Origin of the sequence: Propioniciclava sp. MC1683 (assembly GCF_014164675.1) — a bacterium.
Taxonomy (GTDB): domain Bacteria; phylum Actinomycetota; class Actinomycetes; order Propionibacteriales; family Propionibacteriaceae; genus Propioniciclava.
Map to the genome: position 1 here is coordinate 1 of NZ_JACJFX010000007.1, position 25597 is coordinate 25597.

At 71.2% G+C, this 25597-nt stretch carries 23 protein-coding genes; 11 read left to right on the forward strand and 12 right to left on the reverse strand.

Annotated elements, in window-relative coordinates; translation table 11 throughout:
* Nucleotides 1-203: 203 nt before the first annotated feature.
* Complete coding sequence (locus H5397_RS05890) at nucleotides 204-764, reverse strand: YceI family protein (protein ID WP_309224293.1); 561 nt, start codon at nucleotides 762-764, stop codon at nucleotides 204-206.
* A 137-nt stretch (nucleotides 765-901) separates the two neighbouring features.
* Here H5397_RS05890 and H5397_RS05895 point away from each other — a divergent pair, with 137 nt between their 5' ends.
* A complete protein-coding gene (locus tag H5397_RS05895) occupies nucleotides 902-1408 on the forward strand; it encodes a single-stranded DNA-binding protein (protein ID WP_182815612.1) in 507 nt (168 codons plus the stop codon).
* A 59-nt stretch (nucleotides 1409-1467) separates the two neighbouring features.
* Here H5397_RS05895 and ettA read toward each other — a convergent pair whose 3' ends face one another.
* Nucleotides 1468-3150 (reverse strand): energy-dependent translational throttle protein EttA, encoded by a 1683-nt coding sequence (gene ettA, locus H5397_RS05900; protein ID WP_182815614.1) that lies wholly within the window; start codon nucleotides 3148-3150, stop codon nucleotides 1468-1470.
* A gap of 117 nt (nucleotides 3151-3267) precedes the next feature.
* On the opposite strand from ettA, the gene H5397_RS05905 reads away from it, so the two are divergent.
* From H5397_RS05905 to H5397_RS05915, 3 genes are read left to right on the forward strand one after another with little or no spacing between them, the layout of a single operon-like run.
* Nucleotides 3268-4056, forward strand: a complete 789-nt coding sequence (locus tag H5397_RS05905) for a thioredoxin domain-containing protein (protein ID WP_182815616.1) — start codon at nucleotides 3268-3270, stop codon at nucleotides 4054-4056.
* A complete protein-coding gene (locus tag H5397_RS05910) occupies nucleotides 4056-4883 on the forward strand; it encodes a cytochrome c biogenesis CcdA family protein (RefSeq protein ID WP_220492053.1) in 828 nt (275 codons plus the stop codon). Before H5397_RS05905 ends, H5397_RS05910 begins: the two co-directional genes overlap by 1 nt.
* 10 nt (nucleotides 4884-4893) lie before the next feature.
* A complete protein-coding gene (locus H5397_RS05915) occupies nucleotides 4894-5409 on the forward strand; it encodes a DUF308 domain-containing protein (RefSeq protein ID WP_182815618.1) in 516 nt (171 codons plus the stop codon).
* 44 nt (nucleotides 5410-5453) lie between these two features.
* On the opposite strand, the gene H5397_RS05920 is transcribed toward H5397_RS05915, so the two are convergent.
* From H5397_RS05920 to H5397_RS05930, 3 genes are read right to left on the reverse strand one after another with little or no spacing between them, the layout of a single operon-like run.
* Entirely contained in the window at nucleotides 5454-6014 is a 561-nt protein-coding gene (locus H5397_RS05920) for an NUDIX hydrolase (RefSeq protein WP_182815620.1), read from the reverse strand.
* Nucleotides 6011-8821, reverse strand: a complete 2811-nt coding sequence (locus H5397_RS05925) for an FAD-binding and (Fe-S)-binding domain-containing protein (protein ID WP_309224294.1) — start codon at nucleotides 8819-8821, stop codon at nucleotides 6011-6013. The genes H5397_RS05920 and H5397_RS05925 overlap by 4 nt, the downstream gene beginning before the upstream one ends.
* Before the next feature lie 5 nt (nucleotides 8822-8826).
* Entirely contained in the window at nucleotides 8827-9285 is a 459-nt protein-coding gene (locus H5397_RS05930) for a MarR family winged helix-turn-helix transcriptional regulator (RefSeq protein ID WP_182815622.1), read from the reverse strand.
* 106 nt (nucleotides 9286-9391) lie between these two features.
* Between H5397_RS05930 and H5397_RS05935 the strand changes: the two genes are divergently transcribed.
* From H5397_RS05935 to H5397_RS05950, 4 genes are all read left to right on the forward strand, one after another.
* A complete protein-coding gene (locus H5397_RS05935; protein WP_182815624.1) occupies nucleotides 9392-11206 on the forward strand; it encodes a long-chain fatty acid--CoA ligase in 1815 nt (604 codons plus the stop codon).
* A gap of 22 nt (nucleotides 11207-11228) precedes the next feature.
* Nucleotides 11229-12086, forward strand: a complete 858-nt coding sequence (locus H5397_RS05940) for a thioesterase family protein (RefSeq protein ID WP_182815625.1) — start codon at nucleotides 11229-11231, stop codon at nucleotides 12084-12086.
* Nucleotides 12050-12922, forward strand: coding sequence for a shikimate dehydrogenase (locus H5397_RS05945; RefSeq protein WP_182815627.1), 873 nt, complete (start codon nucleotides 12050-12052; stop codon nucleotides 12920-12922). Before H5397_RS05940 ends, H5397_RS05945 begins: the two co-directional genes overlap by 37 nt.
* A 376-nt stretch (nucleotides 12923-13298) precedes the next feature.
* Entirely contained in the window at nucleotides 13299-14087 is a 789-nt protein-coding gene (locus H5397_RS05950; protein ID WP_220492054.1) for a hypothetical protein, read from the forward strand.
* A gap of 9 nt (nucleotides 14088-14096) precedes the next feature.
* Here the strand turns inward: H5397_RS05950 and H5397_RS05955 are convergent, their stop codons facing one another.
* The 3 genes from H5397_RS05955 to gndA all read right to left on the reverse strand — a co-directional run bounded on the left by H5397_RS05955 (nucleotide 14097) and on the right by gndA (nucleotide 17114).
* Nucleotides 14097-14825 carry a DsbA family protein gene (locus tag H5397_RS05955; RefSeq protein ID WP_182815631.1) on the reverse strand — a complete coding sequence of 243 codons (729 nt, stop codon included), beginning with the start codon at nucleotides 14823-14825 and terminating at the stop codon, nucleotides 14097-14099.
* 16 nt (nucleotides 14826-14841) lie between these two features.
* Complete coding sequence (locus tag H5397_RS05960; RefSeq protein WP_182815634.1) at nucleotides 14842-15600, reverse strand: DUF4328 domain-containing protein; 759 nt, start codon at nucleotides 15598-15600, stop codon at nucleotides 14842-14844.
* A 65-nt stretch (nucleotides 15601-15665) separates the two neighbouring features.
* A complete protein-coding gene (gene gndA / locus H5397_RS05965; protein ID WP_182815635.1) occupies nucleotides 15666-17114 on the reverse strand; it encodes an NADP-dependent phosphogluconate dehydrogenase in 1449 nt (482 codons plus the stop codon).
* A 129-nt stretch (nucleotides 17115-17243) separates the two neighbouring features.
* On the opposite strand from gndA, the gene uxaC reads away from it, so the two are divergent.
* Together uxaC and H5397_RS05975 are read left to right on the forward strand one after the other, a co-directional pair.
* Complete coding sequence (gene uxaC / locus H5397_RS05970; RefSeq protein WP_182815637.1) at nucleotides 17244-18671, forward strand: glucuronate isomerase; 1428 nt, start codon at nucleotides 17244-17246, stop codon at nucleotides 18669-18671.
* A gap of 118 nt (nucleotides 18672-18789) precedes the next feature.
* Nucleotides 18790-19794 (forward strand): LacI family DNA-binding transcriptional regulator, encoded by a 1005-nt coding sequence (locus H5397_RS05975; RefSeq protein WP_182815639.1) that lies wholly within the window; start codon nucleotides 18790-18792, stop codon nucleotides 19792-19794.
* A 63-nt stretch (nucleotides 19795-19857) separates the two neighbouring features.
* Here the strand turns inward: H5397_RS05975 and H5397_RS05980 are convergent, their stop codons facing one another.
* Nucleotides 19858-21156 carry a lactate racemase domain-containing protein gene (locus tag H5397_RS05980; protein ID WP_182815641.1) on the reverse strand — a complete coding sequence of 433 codons (1299 nt, stop codon included), beginning with the start codon at nucleotides 21154-21156 and terminating at the stop codon, nucleotides 19858-19860.
* Nucleotides 21157-21336: 180 nt separating this feature from the next.
* On the opposite strand from H5397_RS05980, the gene H5397_RS05985 reads away from it, so the two are divergent.
* On the forward strand, nucleotides 21337-22707 hold the full coding sequence (locus H5397_RS05985; protein ID WP_309224295.1) for a mannitol dehydrogenase family protein: 1371 nt from the start codon (nucleotides 21337-21339) through the stop codon (nucleotides 22705-22707).
* A gap of 72 nt (nucleotides 22708-22779) precedes the next feature.
* On the opposite strand, the gene H5397_RS05990 is transcribed toward H5397_RS05985, so the two are convergent.
* From H5397_RS05990 to pyrR, 3 genes are read right to left on the reverse strand one after another with little or no spacing between them, the layout of a single operon-like run.
* Nucleotides 22780-24045, reverse strand: coding sequence for a dihydroorotase (locus H5397_RS05990; RefSeq protein WP_182815643.1), 1266 nt, complete (start codon nucleotides 24043-24045; stop codon nucleotides 22780-22782).
* A complete protein-coding gene (locus H5397_RS05995) occupies nucleotides 24045-24983 on the reverse strand; it encodes an aspartate carbamoyltransferase catalytic subunit (protein ID WP_182815645.1) in 939 nt (312 codons plus the stop codon). The genes H5397_RS05990 and H5397_RS05995 overlap by 1 nt, the downstream gene beginning before the upstream one ends.
* Nucleotides 24983-25534, reverse strand: a complete 552-nt coding sequence (gene pyrR / locus H5397_RS06000) for a bifunctional pyr operon transcriptional regulator/uracil phosphoribosyltransferase PyrR (protein ID WP_182815647.1) — start codon at nucleotides 25532-25534, stop codon at nucleotides 24983-24985. Before pyrR ends, H5397_RS05995 begins: the two co-directional genes overlap by 1 nt.
* Nucleotides 25535-25597 lie beyond the last annotated feature (63 nt).

Below are 25597 nucleotides of genomic sequence, written 5' to 3' on the forward strand. Positions count from 1 at the left end.
CGGCGAACAACGCGTCCGGGAACAGGCGGTGCCGGTGCTCGGCCAAGAACCGGAACACGCTGCCAGCCGGCAACAAATGCCCCGCCAGCGACTCCACGTCCAACACATCCCGCTGCGGACTCGACTCACCCTGCACAACCCAACAATTCCAGCCCACGACCCGTCAGACCTGCCGGCACGCGGGCGGATTGTTCAGCAGTCTCCTAGTGCGGGGCGTCCGCCTGCTTGATGGCGGACACCTCGAACTCGAGCTTCACGGCGTCGGAGACCAGGACGCCGCCGGTCTCGAGCACGGCGTTCCACGTCAGGCCGAAGTCGGCGCGGCTGATCGTCGTCGAACCGGTGAAGCCGATGCGCTCGCTGCCGAACGGGTCCTTGGCGCCGCCCTCGTACTCGAAGGACACCCGCACCGGGCGGGTGACGTCGCGCACCGTCAGGTCGCCGTCGACCTCGACGAGGTTCTCGCCCGTGATGCGGAAGTCGGTGCCCACGAAGGTGATGGCCGGGAACCGGGCGACGTCGAAGAAGTCGGGACTGCGGAGGTGTCCGTCACGGTTGGCGTCGCGGGAGTTGATGCTGCTGACCTTGACGCTCACCAGGAGGGCGGAGTGCTCGGGTTGTGCCCCATCGATGAGCGCCCAGCCGTGGAAGGACTCGAAGGTGCCGCGCACCTTCGCGATCCCGGCGTGGCGCGCGACGAACGCGATGCTGCTGTGCGCGGGGTCCAGGTGGTACATCCCGTCGAGTTCGGTGAGTGCGAGCACCAGGTCTCCCCTTCTGTCCACAGGGTCGTGGTCGGACTGACCCGAGTTTTCCACAATCCCGGGAAGTGATTGCACCAAACCGCCGCCTGCCGCCCAAGGTTCCGGGCAACTCCCACAACGACAGGAAGGGGTCCGCCATGGAGGCGCAGATCATGGTCGCCGGCAACGTCGGCAACAACGTGGAGTGGCACGAGGACGAGCGGTACGAGGGCCGGGCCAGCTTCAGCCTGGGCGTGACGCCGTCGGTGTTCCGCGACGGGCGGTGGCAGGAGGAGGCGACGACCTGGTACCGCGTCACCTGCTGGCGCCGGCTCGCGGTGCACGTGCGCGACAGCATCCGCAAGGGCGACGCGGTCGTCCTCGGCGGCAAGCTGCGCCTCGACCGCTGGGTCGACCAGAACAACGTGCAGAAGTACGAGTACGCGATCGACGCGAAGTGGGTGGGGCACGACCTCCGCCGCGGGTCGGCGCTGTTCGAGCGCGCCCGGATCCGACAGGACCCGAGTGCACCCAACGAGTCCGACGCCGACGCGGCGCGGGCCGAGTACGAGGCGCGCCAGTTCGAGGCGATGATGGTCGAGGAGGGCTTCGACGACGGCGAGGCCGTCGACCCGGCGACCGGTGAGGTCACCACGCCGGGCTGAGACGGGTCGGCCCCGGGGGACGGTGGTCATCCCCCGGGGCCGGCGCGAACCAGAATTCGTCAGTCGCGCTTGAGGCGGCGGTGCTTGCTCGCGTGCGGGCGGGCGGCCTCGACGCCCAGGCGGGCGACCTTGTTGGCCTCGTAGTCGGCGAAGTTACCCTCGAACCAGAACCACTGGGCGGGGTTCTCGTCGTTGCCCTCCCACGCGAGGATGTGGGTCGCGACGCGGTCGAGGAACCACCGGTCGTGGGAGATCACGACGGCACAGCCGGGGAACTCCAGCAGCGCGTCCTCGAGGCTCTGCAGGGTCTCGACGTCCAAGTCGTTGGTCGGCTCGTCGAGCAGCAGCACGTTGCCGCCCTGCTTGAGGGTGAGCGCCAGGTTGAGGCGGTTGCGCTCACCGCCGGACAGGACGCCGGCGAGCTTCTGCTGGTCGGGGCCCTTGAAGCCGAAGGAGGCGACGTAGGCGCGCGAGGGCATCTCGAAGTTGGCGACCTTGATGTGGTCCAGGCCGTCGGAGACGACCTCCCACACGTTCTTCTTCGGGTCGATGCCGGCGCGGTTCTGGTCCACGTAGCTGAACTGGACGGTCTTGCCGACCTTGAGCTCGCCCGAGTCGGGCTCCTCCGAGCCGGTGACCATCTTGAACAGCGTGGTCTTGCCGACGCCGTTGGGGCCGATGATGCCGACGATGCCGGCGCGCGGCAGCGTGAACGACAGGTCGTCGATCAGGACGCGGTCGCCAAAGCCCTTGGTCAGGTTCGTGGCCTGCAGGACGTCGGAGCCCAGGCGCGGGCCCGGCGGGATGTTGATCTCGGCGGTGTCGATGGTCCGGTTCTTCTCGGCCTCGGCGGCGAGCTCCTCGTAGCGGGCGAGGCGGGCGCGGTTCTTGGCCTGACGGGCCTTCGGGTTGGCGCGCACCCACTCGAGCTCGCGCTCGAGGATCTTGGCGCGCTTGGCGTCCTTCTTGCCCTCGATCTGCAGGCGCGAGCGCTTGGTCTCCAGGTAGGTGGAGTAGTTGCCCTGGTAGGGGTGCAGCTTGCCGCGGTCGACCTCGCAGATCCACTCCGCGACGTTGTCGAGGAAGTACCGGTCGTGCGTGACGGCCAGGACGGCGCCGGGGTAGCTCTTCAGGTGGCCCTCGAGCCAGGCCACGGACTCGGCGTCCAGGTGGTTGGTGGGCTCGTCGAGCAACAGCAGGTCGGGCTGGGCGAGCAGCAGCTTCACCATCGCGACGCGGCGACGCTCACCACCGGAGAGCACGTCGACGGGGGTGTCCCCGGGCGGGCACTGCAGCGCGTCCATGGCCTGCTCGAGCTGGCTCTCGATGTCCCACGCGTTGAGGTGGTCGAGCTCCTCCTGGAGGGTGCCCATCTCGGCCATGAGCGCGTCGAAGTCGGCGTCGGGCTCGGCCATCTCCATGCCGATCGCGTTGAAGCGCTCGACCTTGGCCAGCGTGCCGGCGACCGCCTCCTGCACGTTCTCCATGACCGTCTTGTCCTCGGTCAGCGGGGGCTCCTGCAGCAGGATGCCGACGGTCTTGCCCTTGCCGAGCATCGCGTCGCCGTTGTTGGGCTTCTCGAGGCCGGCCATGATCTTGAGCAGGGTCGACTTGCCGGCGCCGTTGGGGCCGACGACGCCGATCTTGGCGCCCTCGTAGAACGACAGCGTGACGTTGTCGAGGATGAGCTTCTCGCCCAGCGACTTGCGCACGTTGTGCATGGTGAACACGAACTCGGCCATGAACCGTCCTTGTGAGGTCTTGGTGTGTGGGAATGGAGTCGGGCCCCAGTATAGGGACGCGGCCCGCCGGTCAGTCACCGGGCGCCGCGGGGGAGACCACCTTGTACCGTGGGGGGTATGTCCAGCATCGCCACGCCTCCCACGCCCGCGCCCGACGCCCCCAGCAACCGCCGGGGGCGCCTCATCGTGGCGTGGGTCGTCAGCGTGGGCCTGGCCTTCCTGCTCGGCATGCAGGTGCGGCCTCTCACCCAGCCGGCCGCACCGGCGCAGACGGCCACCGCGTCCGCCGACGCCGCGCAGGCGACGCCCGAGCCCGCGGCGTCCACGCCCCCCCAGCCGAACCCCGAGCTGGAGCGGTTCCTGCTCGACCTGCCCCGCCGCGACCCCAACGACCCCCTGGCGATGGGGAAGGTGGACGCCAAGGTGGTCATGACCAACTGGTCGGACTACCGGTGCCCCTTCTGTGCCGTGTGGCACCAGCGCACGATGCCCGCGCTGGCCAAGTACGTCGAGGACGGCACGCTGCGCATCGAGTTCCGTGACCTGTCGCTGTTCGGCGAGCAGTCCGACGCGACCGCCGTCGCCGCGCGCGCCGCCGGGCAGCAGGGCCGCTTCTGGGAGTTCCAGGACGCCGTGTTCGCCGCCGCGCCCCCGAGCGGGCACCCCGACATCCAGCGCGACGACATCCTGGCCTTCGCGCAGACCGCCGGCGTGCCCGACATGACCGCGTTCGAGACCGCGCTGTCCGACCCGGCCCTCCTCGAGGCCGTGGCAGCCGACTCCGCCGAGGCCCGCCAGCTCGGCATCTCGGGCACCCCCTTCTTCGTGATCGGCGGGCAGGCCATCAGCGGCGCCCAGCCGACCGAGGTCTTCGAGAGCCTGATCGCCCAGGAGCTCGCGCGCTGATGCTCGACATCGGCTACCTCGGCGCCCTCCTCGGCGGCGTGGCCACGATCGTCAGCCCCTGCTCGGTGATGCTGCTGCCGGCATTCTTCGCCTACGCCTTCGCCAGCCGCCGCGCGCTGCTCGGCCGCACCGCGCTGTTCTACCTGGGCCTGATCACGACCCTCGTGCCGCTGGGAGCGGCCGCCGGCAGCGTCGGGGCGCTGTTCAACGCGCACCGCGAGGTCTTCATCGCCGTGGCCGCCGTCCTGATCATCGTGCTCGGCCTGGTCCAGGCCCTCGGCATCACGATCCCGCTGCCGGGTCGCGCCCGGCCCGGCGCCGACCCCACGAGTGCGCTGTCGGTGTACGTCCTCGGCACCGTGTACGGCGTGGCCGGCACGTGCGCCGGCCCGATCCTCGGCTCGGTGCTCACCGTGGCCGCCCTCGGCGGGGATGCCGTCCGCGGCGGCCTGCTGCTGGCCATCTTCGCGGTCGGGATGGTCGTGCCCTTGGTCGTCCTCGCCCTGGCCTGGGAGGCGTTCGACCTCGGCCAGCGCTCGTGGCTCAAGCCGCGGCCCGTCCAGCTGGGCCCGGTGCACACCACCGTCGGCAACCTCGTCTCGGGCGGGCTGTTCGTCGGCCTCGGCATCCTGTTCTGGGCCACCGAGGGGCTGGGCAGCCTCGGCGGCGTCCTCGGCGCGGCAGAGCAGCAGGACCTCGAGACCCGCATCCTGGCCGGCGACGCCGGCGGCTGGAGCGACATCGCGGTCGTCGTGGCCCTGTTCGCGCTCGCCGGGCTGCTGGTGTGGTCCGCCGATCGCTTCGCGGCGCGCCGCGCGCGGACGTAGGGTGTCGCCCATGGCCCGCCGCGACACGATCCACCGACCGAACCCGGCGGCGGTCGCGCTGGGCGTGCTGTGGGTCGTGGGTGGGGTGATCTTGGTCGCCGCGGGCCTGATGAGCCTGGTGCCCTCGCTCTACGCCCTGGGCGCCGTGGCCCTCCTGGCCGGGGCCCTCGGCCTCGTCGCCGCGTTCGTCCCGACGACGACCCTCTCGTTCTGGACCGAGCTCGTCCCCGGCGCCCTCATGCTCGCCTTCGGCATGGCCGTGGTCCGGTTCCCCACGCTGGAGGTGCCCACCGTCCAGCTCCTGGCCGCCGTGGTGCTCCTCGCCCTGGGCCTGGTCCGCCTCGGCGCCGCCCGCGAGTTCCTCGCCGCCTGGCGCCCGCTGCTGTTCGCCGGCCTGGTCTCGCTGTTCCTCGGGCTGGTGCTGCTCACCGACGTCGTGCCCGCCTCCCTCGCGGGCGTCGCCTTCCTGCTGGGCTGCGACCTGCTGGTCGGCGGCATCGTCGTGGTGCGAACCGCCGGGCGCTGACCCACCCGCTCAGGCGCTGGTCCGGCGCAGGGCCGCCGGCCGTGTCAGGGCCGTGAGAGCCTGACAAGGCCGGACTGCACGAGCTCGCGGACCTCGTCGAAGACGTCGCCGGGGAGGTCGGCCACCGGCCACCACGCCACCCGGTGGGACTCGTCGGACAGCACGAGGGCCGCGCCCTCGGACGCGCGCCCGACGAAGCGCACGTCGAGGTGGCGGGTGAGGTGGGTGTACCCGCGGCAGGTGATCGGGTGGCAGTCCAGGTGCACCGGGCTGGGGTCGAGGTCGACCGCCAGGCCGAGTTCCTCGCGCACCTCGCGTTCGGCCGCCGCCCGCAGCGAGGCGTCGGACGCCTCCACGTGGCCGCCCGGCTGGAGCCAGGCCCCGACGATCCGGTGCAGGACGAGGGCGACGTGGGACAGGTCGTGGCTGAACACGAGCGCGGACGCCGTGAGGTGCCCCGGCGCGCAGGACCGCTCGCACGCGTCGGGGCGGGCGGCGAGGAACGCCAGGTAGGACTGGGCGAGCGCGGCCTGCCCCGGGGACGGCGGCACCCAGTCGGTGAGGGTGGCGACGGCGTCGGCGTGCAGGTGGGCCGCCCCGCTCATGCGTGGGCGACCAGCAGCTCGGCGAAGGTGAGGGCCTGACGCGCTTGGAGGTCCTGCAGCTGCGTGCGGCAGGAGAACCCGTCGGCCAGCACGATCGCGCCCGCGGGGGCGGCGTCGAGCGCGGGGCCGAGGTTGGTCTCGAAGACCTTCACTGAGAAGTCGTAGTGCCCGGCGATCATGCCGTGGTTGCCGGCCAGGCCGCAGCACCCGTTGACGCGCACGATCGTCGCGCCCGAGGCGACCAGCAGCCGCTGCTCCGCGGCCCAGCCCATGACGGACGCCTCGTGGCAGTGCGGCTGCGCGACCACGGTGTGCCCGGTCAGGTCGGGCATCGTGAAGTCGGGGTCGGCCGCGAGGAACTCGGCGAGCGTGACGACGTTGGCGGCGACCTCGGCGACCCGGGGGTCGTCGTGGAGGAGCGCGAGGGCGTCGGAGCGCCACACGGCGATGCAGCTGGGCTCGGTGCCCACGATCTTCGCCCCGCGGGAGACGTACTCGTGGAGCACGTCGGTGGCGTTGCGGAGCTCCTTGACCGCACCGTCGAGCTGGCCCGTCGTGATCCAGGTCAGGCCGCAGCAGGCCTTGCGCTCGAGCAGGCGGGGCGTCCAGCCGTTCTCGATGAGCACGGCGGCCATCGCCGCGACGTGGTCGCCCTCGAAGGCGTCGCTGAAGGAGTCCACCCAGAGCACGACCTCGCCCTTGGCGGTCGGGGCCGCGCCGGGCAGGGCACGGCGTCCCTCGACCTGGGCGCGGGCGGCCGCGCGGTTCGAGCCCTTCGCGAAGCGGGGCATGCCGCGGTGCTGGTCGATGCCGGCCACGAGCTTGAGGACGTTGGTGATGCCCGGGGTCTGCATCACGACGTTCATCAGCCTGGGAAACACGGGGTTGGAGGAGACCAGGCGCCCCCACATCGGCAGCCAGCCCATCGTGTAGTGGTCGCGCGGGCGCAGCCGGCCCTTGAAGGCCTCGTACTGCACGCGCGACTTGTAGGCGGCCATGTCGGTGCCGGTGGGGCAGTCGCGCGAGCAACCCTTGCAGGACAGGCACAGGTCGAGCGCCGCGTGCACCTCGGCCGAGCGCCAGCCGTCGGTCACCAGCGTGCCGTTGACCATCTCCTGCAGGACGCGGGCCCGGCCGCGGGTGGCGTCCTTCTCCTCGCGCGTGGCCTGCCAGCTGGGGCACATCACGTGGCTGCCGGTCGAGGCGACGCACTTGCCCACGCCGGTGCAGCGGTGCACGTCGTCGACGAACTGGCGGTGCGTACGGAACAGCGGGGAGCGCCGCATCGCCGGGGCGCGCAGGTCGGCGTCGAAGGGCGCCGGGTCGACCAGGACGCCCGGGTTGAGCAGGTTGTCGGGGTCGAAGATGCGCTTGACAGCCGCGAACAGCTCGAGCGCCTCGGGGGAGTACATCCGGGGGAGCAGTTCGGAGCGGGCACGGCCGTCGCCGTGCTCGCCCGACATCGACCCCCCGTAGGACGCGGCCAGGTCGGCCGCCTCCTCGATGAAGGCCCGGTAGCGGGCGGCCCCGTCGGGGACCTGCGTGAGCGGGAAGTCGATGCGGCAGTGCACGCATCCGTCGCCGAAGTGGCCGTAGGGGAGCCCCTGCAGCTCGTGCCGGCGCAGCAGCGCGTCGAAGTCGCGCAGGTAGTCGCCCAGGCGGGCCGGCGGCACGGCGGCGTCCTCCCAGCCGGCGTGGGCGGGCCGCTCCAGGCTGACTCCGGCCAGGCCCGCGCCGTCGGCGCGGATCTTCCACAGGGCGGCGGCGACGACCAGGTCGTCCACCACCTCGCCGTCCAGGCAGCCGGACGCCGCGAGCAGTCCCCGGGCACGCTCGGCCAGGCGGTCGACGTCGTCGTCGGCCAACTCGACGAACACCCAGCCGTCGCCCTCGGGCAGGCGCGGCACGGCGTCCGCCCCCAGCGCGCGGGAGACGACGTCGACGATCCGCCGGTCCATGCCCTCCACCGCGGTGGGGGAGAACGGCAGGATCGCCGGCATGGCGTCGGCGGCGTCCGGCATCGTCGGGTAGCCGAGGGCGAGCATGGTCTTGTACGGGGCGTCGGCCACGAGCCGCACGGTGGCGCGGGTGATGACCGCGAGGGTGCCCTCGCTGCCGGCGAGGAACTTGGCCACGTCGAAGCCGTTCTCGGGCAGCAGCCACTCCAGCGAGTAGCCCGACACCTGCCGGGAGAAGGTGCCGAACTGGGTGCGGATGGTGCCCAGGTTGGCCATGACCAGCTCGTGCAGCGCCCGCAGCGTGGGGGAGTCGGACGCCGTGAGGTCGGCCCGCGAGTCGAGGCTGAGCCGCTCGCCGGTGCCGGTGATGACGTCGAGCGCGACGACGTTGTCGGAGGAGCGGCCGTACCCCAGCGCCCGCGGGCCGCAGGCGTTGTTGCCGATCATGCCGCCGATCGTGCAGCGGGTGAACGTGGAGGGGTCGGGGCCGTAGCGCAGGCCGACCTGCTGGGCGGTGCGGGACAGCACGTCCTGCACGACGCCGGGGTCGACGACGGCGGTGCGTGCCTCGGCCTCGATGGCGTGGATGGCGGTGAGGTGGCGGGCCACGTCGACGACGACGCCGGGGCCGACCGCGTTCCCGGCGCAGGACGTCCCGGCGCCTCGGGTGGTGAGGGGCACGCGGGCCGCGCGCGCGGCGTCCACGACGGCCTCGAGCTCACCGACCGTGCGCGGGTGGGCGACCCCCTGCGGGACGACGCGGTAGAGCGAGGCGTCGGTGGAGTACAGGGCCCGCGTCAGGGTGCTGTCGTCCAGGCCAGGGATCGTGTCGGCGGCGACGGTGGTCACCTTGGTCAGTCTGCCACCTGATTGACCGCGTTCATCGCGCGTCCCAGTGCCTCGAAGTCGGCCGGGTCGACGACGTCGACCAGCACCTCGCGCACCGAGTCGACGTGGGCGGGCGCGGCGGTCTCGAGGAGGCCGAAGCCCTCGTCGGTGAGGATCGCGATCACGCCGCGGCGGTCGTTGGCGCAGGGTACCCGGTTCAGCAGGCCCTTCTTCTCCATGCGCGCGACGGTGTGGGTCAGGCGGGAGCGGGACTGCCGGGCGGCGTCGGCCAGGTCGCTCATCCGCATGCGGCGCTCGGGGGCCTCCGACAGGCGGACCAGGATCTCGTACTCGCCCAGGTCGAGGCCGAACGGGCGGAGGACCTCGTCGAGGTGGGAGTCGATCCGCGCCACCGCGTCCAACCAGGCGCGCCACACCTTCTGCTGCCCGCTGGAGAGCCAACGCGTGGAGGACGGGGTCGACATACCGCAAGCATAGTCGGATTTGACAGTTCAATCGTTGGGCCCCGGCCTCTACACTGACCCGGAAACAGACAGGTGGGCGCCGGGCTCCGCCTGGGACAGGACGACGATGACCGACATCCAGACACTGCTGGACAACCGGCCGCCGACGGTGGGCGCGATGTTCAACTGGCGCGTGGCGGCCACGCCCGACAACGAGGCCATTCGGTACCCCGATGCCCAGGAGAACTGGGTGAGCCTCACCTGGGCACAGATGCGGCAGGTCGTCTGGGAGGTCGGCGCAGGCCTGCTGGCCATCGGGCTCCAGCCCGAGGAGCGCGTCGCGATCGCCTCGAACACCCGCTACGAGTGGGTGCTGCTCGACCTGGCGATCAACTGCGCCGGCGGCGCCACGACCACCGTCTACCCGAACACCACGGGCCCCGAGTTCGCGCACATCATCACGCACTCCGAGTCGAAGTACTTCGTGGCCGAGAACGTCGAGCAGCTCGAGAAGCTGCGCGAGCTCGTGCCGGGGGACCAGATCCGCGAGGTGATCCTGCTCGACGGCACCGCCGAGGGCACCATCAGCAAGGAGATGCTCCGCGAGAAGGGTCGCGCCCTGCTCGCCGAGAACCCTTCCGCGATGGACGACGCCGTGGCGGCCACCACCCCCGACACGCTGGCGACCCTCATCTACACGTCCGGCACCACGGGCCTGCCCAAGGGCGTCGAGCTGCTGCACAGCAACTGGACCTACGAGGGCGTCGCCGTCGACAGCCTCAACATCATCGGCGCCGACTCGCTGCAGTACTTCTGGCTGCCGCTGAGCCACGTCTTCGGCAAGGCCGTCATGATGATCCAGCTGCAGGTGGGCTTCGCGTCGGTCGTCGACGGACGCCTCGACAAGATCGTCGACGGGCTCGGCATCACCCAGCCGTCGTTCATGTGCGGCGCCCCCCGCATCTTCGAGAAGGTCCGCAACGCGGTGAAGGCCAAGTCGGCCGGCGGCGTGAAGGGCCAGATCGCGCGGTGGGCGTTCCACGTGGGTCGTGAGTCGAACCCGTACCGCGTCAAGGGCGAGAAGCTGCCCGGCATGCTCGGGGTGCAGTACAAGATCGCCGACAAGCTGGTCTTCTCCAAGCTGCAGCAGCGCCTGGGCGGCAACATCGAGTTCCTCATCTCGGGTGCGGCCAAGCTCAGCTCGCAGGTGCAGGAGTGGTTCTACTCGGCCGGCATCGTGATCGTGGAGGGCTACGGTTCGACCGAGACCTCCGCGGTCGCCTGCGTCAACGAGCCGAGCAAGCCCCGCTTCGGCACGGTCGGCCCGGCCCTTCCCGGCACCGAGCTGCGGATCGCCGAGGACGGCGAGGTGCTCATCAAGGGCCCCGGCATCATGCGCGGCTACCACAAGGACCCCGAGCAGACCGCCGAGGTGCTCGTCGACGGCTGGTACCACACGGGCGACATCGGTGAGCTGGACGCGGACGGCTACCTCAAGATCACCGACCGCAAGAAGGACCTGATGAAGACCTCGGGCGGCAAGTTCGTCGCCCCGCAGAAGGTCGAGGGCACGATGGCCGCCAACATCCCCTACGTGTCGCAGGCGGTCGCGGTCGGCGACGGGAAGAAGTACATCTCCGCCCTGTTCACCATCGACCCGGGCGCCATGGAGAGCTGGGCGCAGCGCCACGGCAAGGAGGGCATGAGCTACGCCGAGCTGACGCAGCTGCCCGAGTTCCGGGCGTCGATCGACCGGTTCCTGGCCCGCGCGAACGCGAAGCTCGAGCGCTGGGAGACGGTCAAGCGCTACGCGGTCCTCGACCACGAGCTCACCGTCGAGGAGGGCGGCGTCACGGCGAACATGAAGCTGCGCCGTGGCGCCGTCGCCAAGCGGTACGCCGACCTGGTCGAGTCCCTCTACGACGCGGAGGAAGAGGACTGAGTTGGAGCCCTACCGGGTTCGCGTGCCCCTGCGCTGGGTCGACCTCGACGCGCAGGGGCACGCCAACAACGCCGCGATCGTCGACTACCTGCAGGAGGCGCGCGTCGCGTTCCTGCTGACGGGGCCGAACGCGCACCTGCTCGGCAACGGGATCATCGTGGTCGGCCACCAGGTCGAGTACGTCGCGCCGATCTTCTTCACCCCCGAGCCGCTCGACATCGAGCTGTCGGTCGGTGACGTCGGTGCGGCGCGCTTCACCGTGGGCTACGTGGTGCGGCAGGGCGACACGGTGGTCGGCCGCGCGCGGACGCTGCTGGCCAACTTCGACTTCCAGGCCGGACGCCCCGCGCGCCTGTCCGACGCCGAGCGGGCCTGGTTCCTCGAGCGCCAGGTGGAGCTCGAGCCGATGCGGGAGGTGGGGTCGTTCGACGTGGGCCCCGACCACCACACGCTGCCGTTCCAGGTGCGCTGGTCGGACCTGGACGCCTACGGCCACGCCAACAACACCCGGTTCTACGACTACGTCGCCGAGGCGCGGGTCGCGCTGAAGACGCCGCTGCTGGCCAACTCGATCCGGATGAACCCGCACGACGAGGTCGAGCACGCGTGGATGGTCGTGCGCCAGGACATGCGCTACACCGGCCAGATCGTGCACCGGCTCGAGCCCTACGAGGTGCACACCGCGATCGGGTCGACCGGCCGCACGTCGATGACCGTGGCGGCCGAGATCGTCGACCCGCTGGACGGCTCGGTGATGTCGCGCTCGACCACCGTCCTGGTGCACGGGGACGCCCAGGGCCGCCCGCAGCCGCTGCCCGACGCGATGGGGGAGGCCGCACGCCTGTGGCCGGCGACGCTGACCGGGCGGGCCCTGCTGTGACGGCGTCCGGCCACGGGCTGCACCGCTGTGCCGTGCTCGGCCAGCCGATCGCCCACTCGCTGAGCCCCCTGATCCACACCCGGGCCTACGAGGTGCTCGGCATCTCGGGGGAGTGGACCTACGGGCGGCACGAGGTCGACGAGGACGAGCTCGCCGCCTTCGTCGCCGGCTGCGGGCCGGAGTGGGTCGGCCTGTCGTGCACCGCCCCGCTGAAGCAGGTGCTCCTGGGGTTGGGCGAGGCCTCCGACCGGGCCCGGCTGCTCGGCTCGGGCAACACCTTCCTGTTCAACGAGGGCTCGCCGCTGGTGGAGAACACCGACGTCACGGGCCTGGTCGGCGCGTTCGCGCGCGCCGGGGTCGGGTCCGCGTCCTCGGCGCTCCTGCTGGGGAACGGGGCCACCGCCCGCTCGGCGCTCTACGCCCTGGCGGAGATGGGGGTCCGGGACGCGCTGGTCCTGGCCCGGTCCGAGGACAACGCGCGCGCGTCGCTGGGGGAGTTGGGCCGCACCCTGGGCGTCCTGTTGGCGTACGGGCCGTGGGGCACGGTGCCGGACGCCCCGGCGGCCGATGTGCTCGTCTCGACCGTCTCGGCGCCGCTGGCGAGCGAGGTTGCCGGGGGGCTGGTGCGGTTGGTGGACGCCTGCTTCGACGCCACCTACAACCACTACCCGACCGAGCTCGACCGGGCCGCCCGCGCCGCCGGGATCGTCCAGCTGTCGGGCATCGACCTGCTGGTCGGTCAGGCCCTCGACCAGATCCGGCTCATGACAGGTCGCTCGTGCCCGCCCGAGCCGCTCCTCGACGCCGCCTACGCAGCGCTGGGGGGCCGGGGCTAGGCAGGTCGACCAAACTCATGCCGCGGCGTGACTCGGTGCCCGGATTCGGCCGTTTCCCGTTGCGGACTCACCCACGTGCATGAGTTCGTCGCGGAGGATGGAGTATCCGGGGCGGGATCTGCCGCGCGGGAGCACACCGAGAACAGCAGTTGTCCACAGATGTATCGGCCAGTGCTGCGACAGGCCTCGGGGGTGGTCGAGGCTGGAGGGTATGGCCCACCCACCCCCGCATCGGCCCCGTCCCCGGCCGCCGCGAACTCCCGAGCCGGTCGACATCCGCCGTCCCTTTCGCACCCGGGATGCCGCGGCGTCCGGTGTCTCGAAGCGGCGGCTCTACTCGCCGGAGTTCAGGCGGATCGTCCGAAGCGTGCACATCTTGGCGACCGTGCGCCCGCAGTCGTGGCACGAGGCGGAGGCCGTCATTCTGGTGGCGGGTGACGGGGCATTCGTGTCGCATCACACGGCTGCCCGCCTGTTCGGTGCCGTCGTACCCGACGAGGAGCACCTCCACGCGAGCATCGAACCCACGAGGCACCGGTCCACGATCCCAGGCGTGATCGTGCATCGCTCGACCCACGTGCCGCAGCGGTTCCGGGGACTGCCGGTGACATCACCCGTGGACACCTTCCTCGACCTGTCCGCATGCCTCGGCCTGGTCGACCTCGTGGCCGTGGGCGATTCCTTGGTGCACCGTGGGCGGACCACCCCGGAGGCTCTGGTCCGGGCCGCGGAGGAGGAGGGCCGGGGTCGGAGGGCGCGCGAGGCCGCCCGGTTGGTTCGCGCGGGGGTCGAGTCACCGATGGAGACGCGGCTCCGCCTCCTCATCGTGCTCGCCGGACTCCCCGAACCCGAGGTGAACATCAAGATCCGCGACGAGCGGGGGGACGTGGTGCGCCGGATCGACATGGGGTACTCCGACCAGAAGGTGGGCATCGAGTACGACGGGAAGCAGCACGCGACCTCCCGTCACCAGTACGCCGCCGACGTCCGGCGCCGCGAGGAACTGGCTGCTCTGGGGTGGCGCCTCTGGGTGGCGGTCAGCGACGACCTGTTCACGTCGCCGGGAGCGGCCTTGGCGCGGATCGTCGCCGTGATGCGCGAACGTGGCATGGGCGTTCCGCACTTGCGGGACGCGTGGCGCGCCCACTTCCGGGGCCGCGAGTGAGGGTTGCGGTCAGTCGCAGCCCTCGGGGCCGCAGGCGGGGCCGGTGGCGTCCTGCTTCAGGCCCGGGATCGTCAGGGTCTCGAACGCCGGCTTGGGGTGCGCCTCGTCCCAGACCTGGGCGATCGCCTGGGTGAAGACCTCGAACGGCTGCGCCCCCGAGATGCCGTACTTCTCGTGCAGCACGAAGAACGGGACGCCGCTGATGCCCATCGAGCGGGCCGCGTCGATGTCGCCGGCGACCTCGGCGTCCAGGGCCTCGTCCTCGAGCGCGGCGCGCGCCACGCCCTCGTCGAGGCCGACGCCGGTCGCGAGGCGGACCAGCACGTCGGCGTCCGAGATCGACTCACCGTCGGTGAAGTGGGCCTTGAAGAGGGACCGCTTGAGCTCCCACGCGATGGCCGGCGACACGGACGCCGCGGCGTGCAGCAGCCGGTGGGCGCGGCGGGAGTTCGCCACGGCGAGGGAGTCGAAGTCCATCGTCAGGCCCTCGGAGGCGGCCGCCTGCGCCACCTGACCGAACATCTGCCGCACCGTGGCCTCGGGCATGCCCTTGCGCTGGGCGAGGTACTGAGTCTCGGTGCCGTCGTAGGCGTCGGGCAGCGACGGGTCGAGCTGGAAGCTGTGCAGGGTCACCTCGACGCCGTCGCGGTGCTCGAAGGAGGCGAGCGCGCGCTCGAAGCGGGTGAGGCCGATGTAGCACCACGGGCAGGCGATGTCGGACCAGATGTCGATCTTCATGTCCGGCCCAACGCCGTCAGGCGTCCGGGTGTTCCCGGGTACCGGCGATTGCCGCGGTCACCCGCGTCACCAGCAGCCACGCGAACGGGACCGCCGCCAGCAGCACCAGCCCGCCGGCGATCGCGACCCACGTCCCCACGCCGGGGGAGGTCGACGCCAGTGCGGCGCCGATGCCGGCACCGAGGCTCCCGACCACCCACAGGGCCCACCACGCGGGCAGCCAGCCGGGGCGGCGTCCGGTCGACAGGCGGGTCAGGTCGGCGACGTTCTGGTACGGCAGCCACCACAGCCCCACCGGCACCAGCCAGGACAGCACCTGCCAGCCGGGCGTGCGCCGCGGCGTCCCGGGCGGGAACGCCTTCGCCACCCGGTACTGCCACACCATCCAGAACAGCCCGGCCACCAGCAGCAGCCCGGAGGCGGCCCCGGTGAGCCCCACCGCGACGTTCTCGGTCAGCCACTCCGGCGGGTCGGACAGGCGCCAGGCTTGCGCGCCCCAGGCGAGCGGCAGGCCGAGCCCGGCGAGGGCGACGAACACGCGGGTGACCAGCGCGAGCGGGCCCAGGCTCGGCGGGGCGGGGGCCGGCCAGCCGGACGCCGCGGGCCCGGGCGCGACCGCCACCGGCTCCACCCGCTCCACCGGATCCGGCTGTGCGGGGGCCTGGGGCGGATGGGTGGCGTTGGTCCACATGGTTCCGTCCCACCAGCGGTGCACGGGCGCCCCGTCGGGGGACGGGTACCAGCCGGCGGGCACCGCCTGCGGGGCCTGGGTCATCGGTCAACCACCTCCGGACACCAGTGTGCCCCGGGCACAAGGCCCGGGGCACACGGCGGGGTGCGTCAGTGGGTGTCGACGGCCTCGGACTCGGTGCGGTCACCGCTCCAGTTGGTGTGGAACGTACCCTCCTTGTCGATCCGCTTGTAGGTGTGCGACCCGAAGAAGTCGCGCAGCCCCTGCGTCATGGCGGCGTTGGTGCGGTCCGCGCGGACGATGTCGTAGTACGACAGCGCCGAGGCGAAGCCCGGGATCGGCACGCCGGCCTCGGTGGCCTTGGCCACGACGCGGCGCCACGACCCGTTGGCGTCGGCCAGGCCCTGGCTGATCGAGGGGGCCTCGAGCAGGGTCTCCAGGTTGCCGGCCGCGTACTCGTTGGAGATGCGGTCGAGCAGCTTGGCGCGGATGATGCAGCCGGCACGCCAGATGCGGGCGCAGGCGGCCACGTCAATGTCCCAGCCGTACTCCTGGCCGGCGACCTTGATCAGGTGCAGGCCCTGGGCGTACGCGATGACCTTCGCCGACCACAGGGCCTGGCGGACGTCCTCGACGAAGGCGTCGCGATCGTCGACCTGCACCGTGCCGTCAGGGCCGGTCAGGGCCTTGCGGGCGGCCTGCCGCAGCTCGGGCGAGCTGGAGGCGGCGCGGGCGAAGACGGACTCGGCGATGGCCGCGGCCGGGACGCCGAGGTTCAGCGCCTCCTGCACGGTCCAGGTGCCGGTGCCCTTCATGCCGGCGGCGTCCACGATCACGTCGACGAGCGGCTTGCCGGTCTCGGCGTCCACCTGGCGCAGCACCTCGGAGGTGATCTCGATCAGGTAGGAGTCGAGGTCGCCGGTGTTCCACTGGGCGAAGACGTCGGCGGCCTCGGCGGCGGACAGCCCGACGCCCTTGAGCAGGTCGTAGGCCTCACCGATGAACTGCATGTCGGCGTACTCGATGCCGTTGTGCACCATCTTCACGAAGTGGCCGGCGCCGTCGGTGCCGATCCAGGTGCAGCAGGGCTCGCCGTCGTACTGGGCGGCGACCTTCTCGAGGATGGGGCCGACGTGGGCGTAGGAGTCCTTCGGGCCACCGGGCATCATCGACGGGCCGAGCAGCGCGCCCTCCTCACCGCCGGAGATGCCGCAGCCGATGAAGTTGAAGCCCTTCTCGGCCATCATCTTCTCCCGGCGACGGGTGTCGGGGAAGTAGGTGTTGCCGCCGTCGATGACGATGTCGCCCTGGTCCAGGAAGGGCAGGAGCGCCTCGATCGTGGCGTCGGTGGCGGGGCCAGCCTTGACCATCATGATGATGCGGCGGGGCTTCTCGAGGGAGTCGACGAACTCCTCGACCGACTCGGAGGCGACGAACTCGGCCTCGGGGTGGGCCTCGAGGACGGCCGCGGTCTTGGCGTAGGACCGGTTGAAGATCGCGGTCTTGAAGCCCTTGCTGGCGAAGTTGCGGGCCAGGTTGGAGCCCATGACCGCCATGCCGACGACGCCGATCTGCGCGATGCCAGTCTTCTCGCTCATGTGTGCTTCCTTCTGTTGGGGACCGATCACGCCTCATCTTGCCCCAGCTCTCCGGACCCGGAGGCGTTTTGCCCCCAAAGCGCCGCAACCCCCGGCAACCCCCTGCAACAACTGCGGATGCGGGACAGAATGGCGGGCATGACAGTGCCGTTGACCCTGAATCCCGACCGGCTGTTCCCGGCTGAACCGCAGACGCGCGCGGTCGCCCGCAAGCTCTACGAGCAGATCAAGGACCTCCCGATCCTCTCGCCGCACGGCCACGTCCCGCCGGTGTGGATCGCGGACGACCTCGAGTTCCCGGACCCGACCAACCTGCTGCTCACGCCCGACCACTACGTCAACCGCATCATGCACGGCCAGGGCGTCGACCTGGCCGACCTGGGCGTGCCCATGGGCCGCGACGACTTCAGCGCGGAGCAGGCCCGCAACGCCTGGCGGATCTTCTGCAAGCACTGGTACCTCTACCGCGGCACCCCGATGAAGTTCTGGATGGAGGCCGAGCTGGTCGACATCTTCGGTGTCGACGTGCGCCCGTCGGAGGAGACGGCCGACCGGATCTACGACACGATCGCCGAGAAGCTGCGCACCCCGGAGTTCCGGCCGCGCGCGCTCATGGACCGCTTCGACATCGAGTTCATCGCCACCACCGACGACCCCCTGGACGACCTCGAACACCACGCCAAGCTCCGGGACGACGCGTCCTTCACCCGCACGGTCGTGCCGACCTTCCGCCCCGACAAGTACCTCGAGCCCGCGCGCGAGGACTGGAACGACCTCATGGACGCCCTCGCCGAGAAGACGGGCATCGACACCGGGACGTGGGGTGGCTGGGTGTCGGCCATGGAGAACCGCCGCGCGTTCTTCAAGAGCATGGGCGCCACCTCGACCGACCACGCCCACGTCGACATGGTCATGGCCCCGCTCGAGGACGCCGAGGCCGTCTACGCGCGCGCCCGACGGGGCGAGGCGTCCGCGGAGGAGTGCACCGCGCTGCGCCGCGCGTTCATGTTCGAGCAGGCCCGGATGGCGTCCGACGACGGCCTCGTCATGACCTACCACCCGGCCGTGGCCCGCAACCACCACCAGCCGACGTTCGAGCGGTTCGGCGCCGACGTCGGAGGCGACATCCCGCTCAGCTTCGAGGTCGTGGAGGCCCTCCGCCCGGTCCTCAACGCGTTCGGGACCCACCCGAACTTCCGCATCATCCTGTTCGGCATGGACGAGACCGTCTACAGCCGCGAGGTCGGCCCGCTCGCCGGGTTCTACCCCTCGGTCTACGTCGGCCCCCCGTGGTGGTTCATCGACGCCCCCGACGCGATCAAGCGCTGGCGCAAGTCGCTGACCGAGTACGGCACCTTCTACAAGACGACAGGCTTCATCGACGACACCCGCGCGTTCATGTCGATCCCGGCCCGCCACGACGTCGCCCGCCGCTGCGACGTCTCACACCTGGCCGAGCTGGTCGTGGAGGGACGCCTCGAGATCGACGAGGCCGAGCAGACCGCGTTCGACCTGACCTCGACGCTGCCCAGGAAGGCCTTCAACATCCCGAGCTGACACACCGACAGCTCGGCGCTTCCGGCCCCGGGCGGGCGAAGGGTACCCTCGTCCGCCCGGGGCCGGAAGTTCTCCAAACTTCGTTGCACGGAGTTGCCGGGTTGCTAGGGTTTCGACCATGGTCAATGAGCCGGGCACGGGGTCAGATGCCACCATCTACGACGTCGCACGCGTCGCCGGTGTGAGCCCCTCCACCGTGTCACGCGCCTTCTCGCGCCCGGGCCGGGTGAGCGCCCAGACGGCCGAGAAGATCCGGCAGGTCGCCGAGGAGTTGGGCTACCGGAGCCGCGAGGTGTCCCGGACGGCGGCCAAGAGCACCACCAAGGTGCTGGGCCTGGCGGTGGCCGACATCACCAACCCCTTCAACTTCCGTGTGATCCGTGGCTGCCAGGCTGCGGCCGCCGAGGCGGGCTTCGTGGTCACCCTGAACGACGCGCAGGAGTCCGAGGCGCTCGAGCGCGAGATGCTGCGCCGCTCCCTGCCGCTGCTCGACGGCCTGATCGTGGCCAGCTCCCGGCTGTCCGACACCGAGCTGCGCACGGTCGCCAAGCAACTTCCCGTGGTGATCCTGAACCGGCGCGTGGCCGGCCTGCACTGCATCATCCCCGACATGGCCCACGGCGTCCGCAAGGCCACCGAGCACCTGCTGGCCCTCGACCACCGCAACATCACCTACCTGGCCGGGCCCGAGGCGTCCTGGGCCGACGGCATGCGCTGGCGCGCGATGCGCGACTCGGCCAAGGAGCTGGGCTTCACCGAACACCGCGTCGGCCCCTTCGCGCCCACCCTGCAGGGCGGTCGCGGCGCCGCCGAGGTCATCGCCGCCCGCCGGCTGAAGGCCGTTGTGTGCTTCAACGACCTCATGGCGATCGGCCTCATGCAGGGCCTGGCCGAGCGCGGCATCAAGGTGCCCGAACAGATCAGCATCATCGGCTTCGACAACATCTTCGCCTCCGCGCTGGTGACCCCCGGGCTCACCACCGTCGCCGCCCCGCTGACCATGTTGGGCGACTCGGCCGTGCGCTACGTCGTGGCGTCGCTGGCCGGCCACAAGTCGGCCGAGACCGCCCCGGTCTCCGTGCCCGTGCGGCTCATCGTCCGGCACAGCACCGGACCTGCGTAACCCCGGACCCAACACGCAACGATCGGCCCCCGGAGTGATCCGGGGGCCGCTCGTGTCAGGGCCTCACTTCTTGCGCAGGCGGTACAGCACCTCGCCGGCGTTCTCCTGGACGAACACGTTGGGGTCGGCCTTCCACGCCTCGACGTCCACGGCGTCCAGCGGCAGGTAGCCGAGGTTCACCGACCGGCAGACCTCCTCCGGGATCTGGGTGCACAGCGTCACCTTGATGCGGTTGGTCTCGACGCCCGTCTCGGGGTCGTAGTCGCCCGCGCCACGCACGTGCGTCGAGTGGGCCAGGACGCCCTTGGGTACGTCCTTGAACTTGTCCCACTGCTTGGTGAAGTAGGGGATCGAGTGGTAGCCGATGTCGTAGATCTCGGGGTGCTGCTCGGAGACCTCGGTGACGTGCGGCGCGTAGATGATGACCTCGCCGCCGTCGGCCATGGCCGGCTGCATCTTGTAGCAGCCCTTGGCGGCGGTCCAGATGTCGTCGTAACGGGTCGGCATCATCGCGAGCACCTTGGTGAAGGGCTCGTCGACGTAGACGACGTGGCTCTCGGCGGCGATGTCCGCGGCGTCCGCCCACGACGACTCGGTGTCGCCGAAGGTGGCCGACTCGAGCTCGCCCGTGCCCGACTGGACGACGATGCACAGGGCGTACTTGTCGTTGGGGATCAGGTCGACGCCCGCGTTGATGATCTTGCGCACCGGGGTGACGCCGGGGGAGCCGATCATGTCCTCGACGCCGATGAGGGCGCCCACCCAGTGGGAGAGGTCGATCGCGTCGTGGGTCGAGCAGCCGGGGATGAAGTACTTGTTGCCGCCCGAGATGCCCACGACCTCGTGCGGGAACACCGGGCCGATGACCAGGTTGATGTCGGCCTCGACGACGTGGCGGTTCATCTCGACCACCACGTCCTCCTCCATGGAGCCGTTCGACAGCTCCTTGATCTGGGCGGCCGTCAGGGTGCCGATGTCCACGATCATCTCGGGGTCGAGGAACTCGTGGTTCACGATCGTCATGCCCGGGTAGACCGACTCCAGGGTCTCGCCCTCCCCGATCCCGAACCAGGCGTCGATCTCGTCGGGCTCCATGTAGGAGTGGGTGCCCAGGGCGATCACGCAGGTCAGCGAGTCGACGCGGTCGATGAGGTACTTGTGGGCGGTGCTGACCATGAGCCGCAGCGGGCAGCTGCGGGTGCCGTCGGGCACGACCAGCACGACCTTCTTGCCGTCGAAGTCGACGCGGGCGAACTGCTCGGCGACGAAGGCGTCCAGCTCGGCGTCGCTGACGGTCTGGTGCGGGCCGCCGATGGTGACGGCCTCGAGGGTGGTGCGTGCGCGGCTGACGTCGGTGCTCACGGGTGCCTCCTGGGTCCGGTCCGGTGGGGTCAGCCTAGACCGGGACGCCCGCGCCGAAGCGGGAATCGGGGCAGCCGCCGTGGCAACTTCGGGAGACTGCGCGCGCGGGGCCGGGCTGGGGCCTAGGGTCGGGACCAACACGGATCACCCCTTGCACCGCTGCTCGGAAAGGAACCTCTCGTGGCTCGTCGACTCTCCCGCTCGCAGGACGGACGCCCCGTCGCCCCCGTCCGCATCGTCCACCTCGGCATGGGCAACTTCTTCCGCGCCCACCAGGCGATGTACACCGACCGTGCGCCCGACGCCGCCGACTGGGGCATCGCCGCGTTCACCGGCCGCTCGCTGGGCATCGTGCCCGAGATGCAGAAGCAGGACAACCTGTTCACCCTCGTGGTGCAGAACCCCGAGGGCAACGACTACCAGGTGATCAGCTCGCTCTCGGCGACCCACTCCGGCACCGACGTCGAGCAGTTGCTCGAGTACTTCCGCAGCCCCGAGCTGGCGATCGTCACCTCGACCATCACCGAGGCCGGGTACATGCCCAAGCCCGGCGGCGGTCTGGACGCCGACAACCCGGCCGTGCAGGCCGACATCGAGGCCATCAAGGCCGGGAACCTCGCCGACGTGAAGACGGCCCCCGGCAAGTTCGCCGCCGGCCTGATCGTCCGCCGCGAGGCCGGTGCGGGCCCGATCACCTTCTGCCCGTGCGACAACGTGCCCGACAACGGCGAGATGGTCGCCCACGTGGTCCGCGACGTCGCGGCGCTGGTCGACCCGTCCCTGGCCGCGTGGGTCGAGGAGAACGTCGGCTTCGCCACCACGATGGTCGACCGGATCACCCCGTCGATCTCGGAGGAGGCCCTGCAGGCCATCACCGGCGACACCGACGTCGAGGACCCGGCGGCGGTCGCCACCGAGCCCTTCACCGAGTGGGTCATCGCGGGCGACTTCAAGGCCGGACGCCCCCGCTGGGAGGACGCCGGCGCCAACTTCGTCGACGACATCACCCCGCACGAGTTGCGCAAGCTCTGGCTGCTCAACGGCTCGCACTCGCTGATGGCGTACGCGGCCACGATCGTCGGACGCCCGACCGTGTACGAGGCCATCTCCGACCCCGTGGTCAACGGCTGGGTCAACGACTGGTGGGACGTCGCCGCGAAGCACCTGCCGCTGCCCGCCCAGGAGGTCGCCGACTACCGCGCCGCCCTGCTCGAGCGCTTCGGGAACCCCCGCATGAAGGACCAGCTCGCCCGCATCGCGGCCGACGGCTCGGTGAAGATCCCGATCCGCATCGTGCCCGCGCTGAACGCCGAGCGCGCCGCGGGCGGCGAGCCGATCGGTGCCGAGCGCGCCGTGGCCGCCTGGGTGCTGCACCTGCGCGGCGTGGGTGCCCCGTTCCAGGATGCCAACGCCGACGCGGTCAAGGGCTTCGGCGAGGGCACGCTGGAGGAGTCGGTCGAGAAGGCGTGCGACTACCTCAAGATCCCCGACCCGGCCGCCCGGGCGTCCATCCTGGCGCTGGCCCGCGAGCTTGAGGCCGCTGCCGCCTGACCGTCCACGACGAGGAACGCTCCCCACCTGATGCGCACCTGCATCACGTGGGGAGCGTTCCTTGTCCGGTCCTCAGCGGCGGAAGGTGACCTTCCCCGCCCACACCGTCATCTGCACCGGGTCGGGCAGGTCGAGGCCGTGGTAGGGGTTGTTGCGCGACTTCGAGGCCGAGCGCGACCGGTCGACCGTGGCCCGGCGGCTGGGGTCGACGAGCACGAGGTTGGCCGGCTCCCCGACGGCGACCGGACGCCCCTGGTGCGGCAGGCGGCCGATCCGGGCCGGCGCCGCGGACATGCGGTCGACCACGGTCGCCCAGTCCATGCGACCCGTGTTCACGAACAGCTCCATCACCACGGCCAGCGCCGCCTCGAGGCCGAGCATGCCGGGGGAGGCCACGTCGAACGGGTGGTCCTTGTCCTCCTGCGTGTGCGGGGCGTGGTCGGTGCCGACGATGTCGATCGTGCCGTCGACCAGCGCCTCGCGCAGCGCCTCGATGTGCTCGGAGGTCCGCAGGGGCGGGTTGACCTTGAAGGTCGTGTCGAACGACTCCACGTGCGGGGTGTCCAGCAGCAGGTGGTGGGGGGTCACCTCGGCGGTGATGTCGGCCTTGCCGCGCTTCTTCGCCCAGCGGATGATGTCGACGCTCTCGGCGGTCGAGATGTGGCAGGCGTGGTAGCGCCCGCCGGTGAACTCGGCCAGCTGCACGTCGCGGGCGATGATCACCGACTCGGCGACCGACGGCCACGCCGGCAGGCCGAGACGTCCGGAGACCTCCGACTCGTGGCAGCACGCCGACGGCCCGGCCAGGCGCGGGTCCTGCGCGTGCTGGGCGACGACGCCGTCGTAGGGCTTCAGGTAGGTCAGCGCCCGGCGCATGATCAGCGAGTCGTGCACGCACGCGCCGTCGTCGGAGAACACCCGGACGCCGTGCTCGGCCATCAGCCCGAGCTCGGCGAGCTCCACGCCGTCGCGACCCTTGGTCACGGCGCCGATCGGGACGACCTCGCAGTGGCCGTCGCGGCGTCCGAGCTCGGCGACGTACTGGGCGGCCTCGGCGGTGTCGGTCGCCGGGGTGAGGTTCGGCATGGCGAACACGGCGGTGTAGCCGCCGCGCGCGGCAGCGCGGGTGCCGGACGCCACGGTCTCGGCGTCCTCCTTGCCCGGCTCGCGCAGGTGGGTGTGCAGGTCGACCAGGCCGGGCAGCGCGACCAGGCCGGCGGCGTCGACGCGCTCGGCGTCGGACGGGGCGTCGGACGCCGCGGCGATCCTTCCGTCGACGACCGCGAAGTCGAGCGCCGACCCGTCGGCGAGCGTGGCTCCGGTGATGACGAGGCTCATCAGGCTTCTCCCTCTCCACCCAGCAGGTGGTACAGCACGCTCATGCGGACGGCCACACCGGCCGACACCTGGTCCAGCACCCGCGAGGACGCCGCGTCGGCCGCCTCGCTGGAGATCTCCACGCCGCGGTTCATCGGCCCCGGGTGCATGATCGCCGCGGTCGGCCGCAGGGCGGCCAGCCGCTCGGCGGTCAGCCCGTAGCCCGCGGAGTACTCGCGCGCGGTCGGGAAGAACCCGCCCGACATGCGCTCGCGCTGCACGCGCAGCATCATCACGACGTCGGCGTCGGCGAGCGCCGCGTCGAGGTCCTGGGTGACCCTCACGCCCCACGTGTCGACGCCGGTCGGCAGCAGGGTCGGGGGAGCGACGAGGGTGACCTGGCCGCCGAGGGTGCGCTGCAGCAGCACGTTCGAGCGCACCACTCGCGAGTGGAGCAGGTCGCCGACGATGACGATCCGCTTGCCCTCGAAGGAGTCGCTGACCCCCGGGGTGGCGCGGAAGTGCTGGCGCATCGTGTAGGCGTCCAGCAGGGCCTGGGTGGGGTGCTCGTGCTGGCCGTCCCCGGCGTTGACGACGGACGCGCGCACCCAGCCCGCCGCTTGGGCGACGGCGCCCGAGGACGCGTGCCGGATGACGAAGCAGTCCACGCCCATGGCGTCCAGCGTCATCATCGTGTCGCGCAGGGACTCGCCCTTGGAGACCGACGACCCCTTGCCCGACACGTTGATGGTGTCGGCGCTCATCCACTTGCCCGCGATCTCGAAGGAGGTGCGGGTGCGGGTCGAGTCCTCGAAGAACATGTTGATGATCGTGCGGCCGCGCAGGGCGGGCAGCTTCTTGATCGGCCGCCGCTGCACCTCGTGCATCTCCTCGGCGACGTCCAGCAGAGAGGCGACCTCGTCGGCGGACAGGTCGGCGGCGCTCAGCAGGTGGCGCATCAGGACTCCTTGGTCTGGCTCAGCGTGACCAGGTCCTCGCCGTCGATCTCGGCGACGGTCACGCGCACGTGCTCGGCCGAGCTGGTCGGGAGGTCCTTGCCGACGTGGTCGGCCTGGATGGGCAGTTCGCGGTGGCCGCGGTCGATCAGGACCGCCAGGCGCACCACGCGGGGGCGGCCCAGGTCCTTCAGCGCGTCCATCGCCGCGGCGATCGTGCGGCCCGAGTAGAGCACGTCGTCGACCAGCACGACCGTGCGACCCGTCAGGTCGACCGGGATGCGCGTGGGGCCGACCGCGCGGGTCGGGTTCTTGCGGAGGTCGTCGCGGTACATCGTGATGTCGAGCTCGCCGACCGGAACCTCGACGCCCTCGGCCTCGGAGATGAACGCCCCGAGCCGGCGCGCGAGCGGGATGCCCCGGGTGCGGATGCCCAGCAGCACCAGTCCCTCGGCCCCGCGGTTGCTCTCGAGCACCTGGTGGGCGATGCGCTTCAAGGCCCGATTGACGTCGTCGCTGTCCCAGATCACCCGGGCCCCACCGTCTGCACTCACCGAGTTGCTCCTCCGCCGCTCATTGCGGCAGTCAATCTACCCCACCTGTCCGCTACCATTTCG

Bases quoted from the DNA above. Each gene is read 5' to 3' on its own strand.
- H5397_RS05895 (WP_182815612.1), top strand. From the start codon at position 902: ATGGAGGCGCAGATCATGGTCGCCGGCAACGTCGGCAACAACGTGGAG.
- ettA (WP_182815614.1), bottom strand. From the start codon at position 3,150: ATGGCCGAGTTCGTGTTCACCATGCACAACGTGCGCAAGTCGCTGGGC.
- H5397_RS05905 (WP_182815616.1), top strand. From the start codon at position 3,268: ATGTCCAGCATCGCCACGCCTCCCACGCCCGCGCCCGACGCCCCCAGC.
- H5397_RS05910 (WP_220492053.1), top strand. From the start codon at position 4,056: ATGCTCGACATCGGCTACCTCGGCGCCCTCCTCGGCGGCGTGGCCACG.
- H5397_RS05915 (WP_182815618.1), top strand. From the start codon at position 4,894: ATGGCCCGCCGCGACACGATCCACCGACCGAACCCGGCGGCGGTCGCG.
- H5397_RS05920 (WP_182815620.1), bottom strand. From the start codon at position 6,014: ATGAGCGGGGCGGCCCACCTGCACGCCGACGCCGTCGCCACCCTCACC.
- H5397_RS05930 (WP_182815622.1), bottom strand. From the start codon at position 9,285: ATGTCGACCCCGTCCTCCACGCGTTGGCTCTCCAGCGGGCAGCAGAAG.
- H5397_RS05935 (WP_182815624.1), top strand. From the start codon at position 9,392: ATGACCGACATCCAGACACTGCTGGACAACCGGCCGCCGACGGTGGGC.
- H5397_RS05955 (WP_182815631.1), bottom strand. From the start codon at position 14,825: ATGAAGATCGACATCTGGTCCGACATCGCCTGCCCGTGGTGCTACATC.
- H5397_RS05960 (WP_182815634.1), bottom strand. From the start codon at position 15,600: ATGACCCAGGCCCCGCAGGCGGTGCCCGCCGGCTGGTACCCGTCCCCC.
- gndA (WP_182815635.1), bottom strand. From the start codon at position 17,114: ATGAGCGAGAAGACTGGCATCGCGCAGATCGGCGTCGTCGGCATGGCG.
- uxaC (WP_182815637.1), top strand. From the start codon at position 17,244: ATGGCGGGCATGACAGTGCCGTTGACCCTGAATCCCGACCGGCTGTTC.
- H5397_RS05975 (WP_182815639.1), top strand. From the start codon at position 18,790: ATGGTCAATGAGCCGGGCACGGGGTCAGATGCCACCATCTACGACGTC.
- H5397_RS05990 (WP_182815643.1), bottom strand. From the start codon at position 24,045: ATGAGCCTCGTCATCACCGGAGCCACGCTCGCCGACGGGTCGGCGCTC.
- H5397_RS05995 (WP_182815645.1), bottom strand. From the start codon at position 24,983: ATGCGCCACCTGCTGAGCGCCGCCGACCTGTCCGCCGACGAGGTCGCC.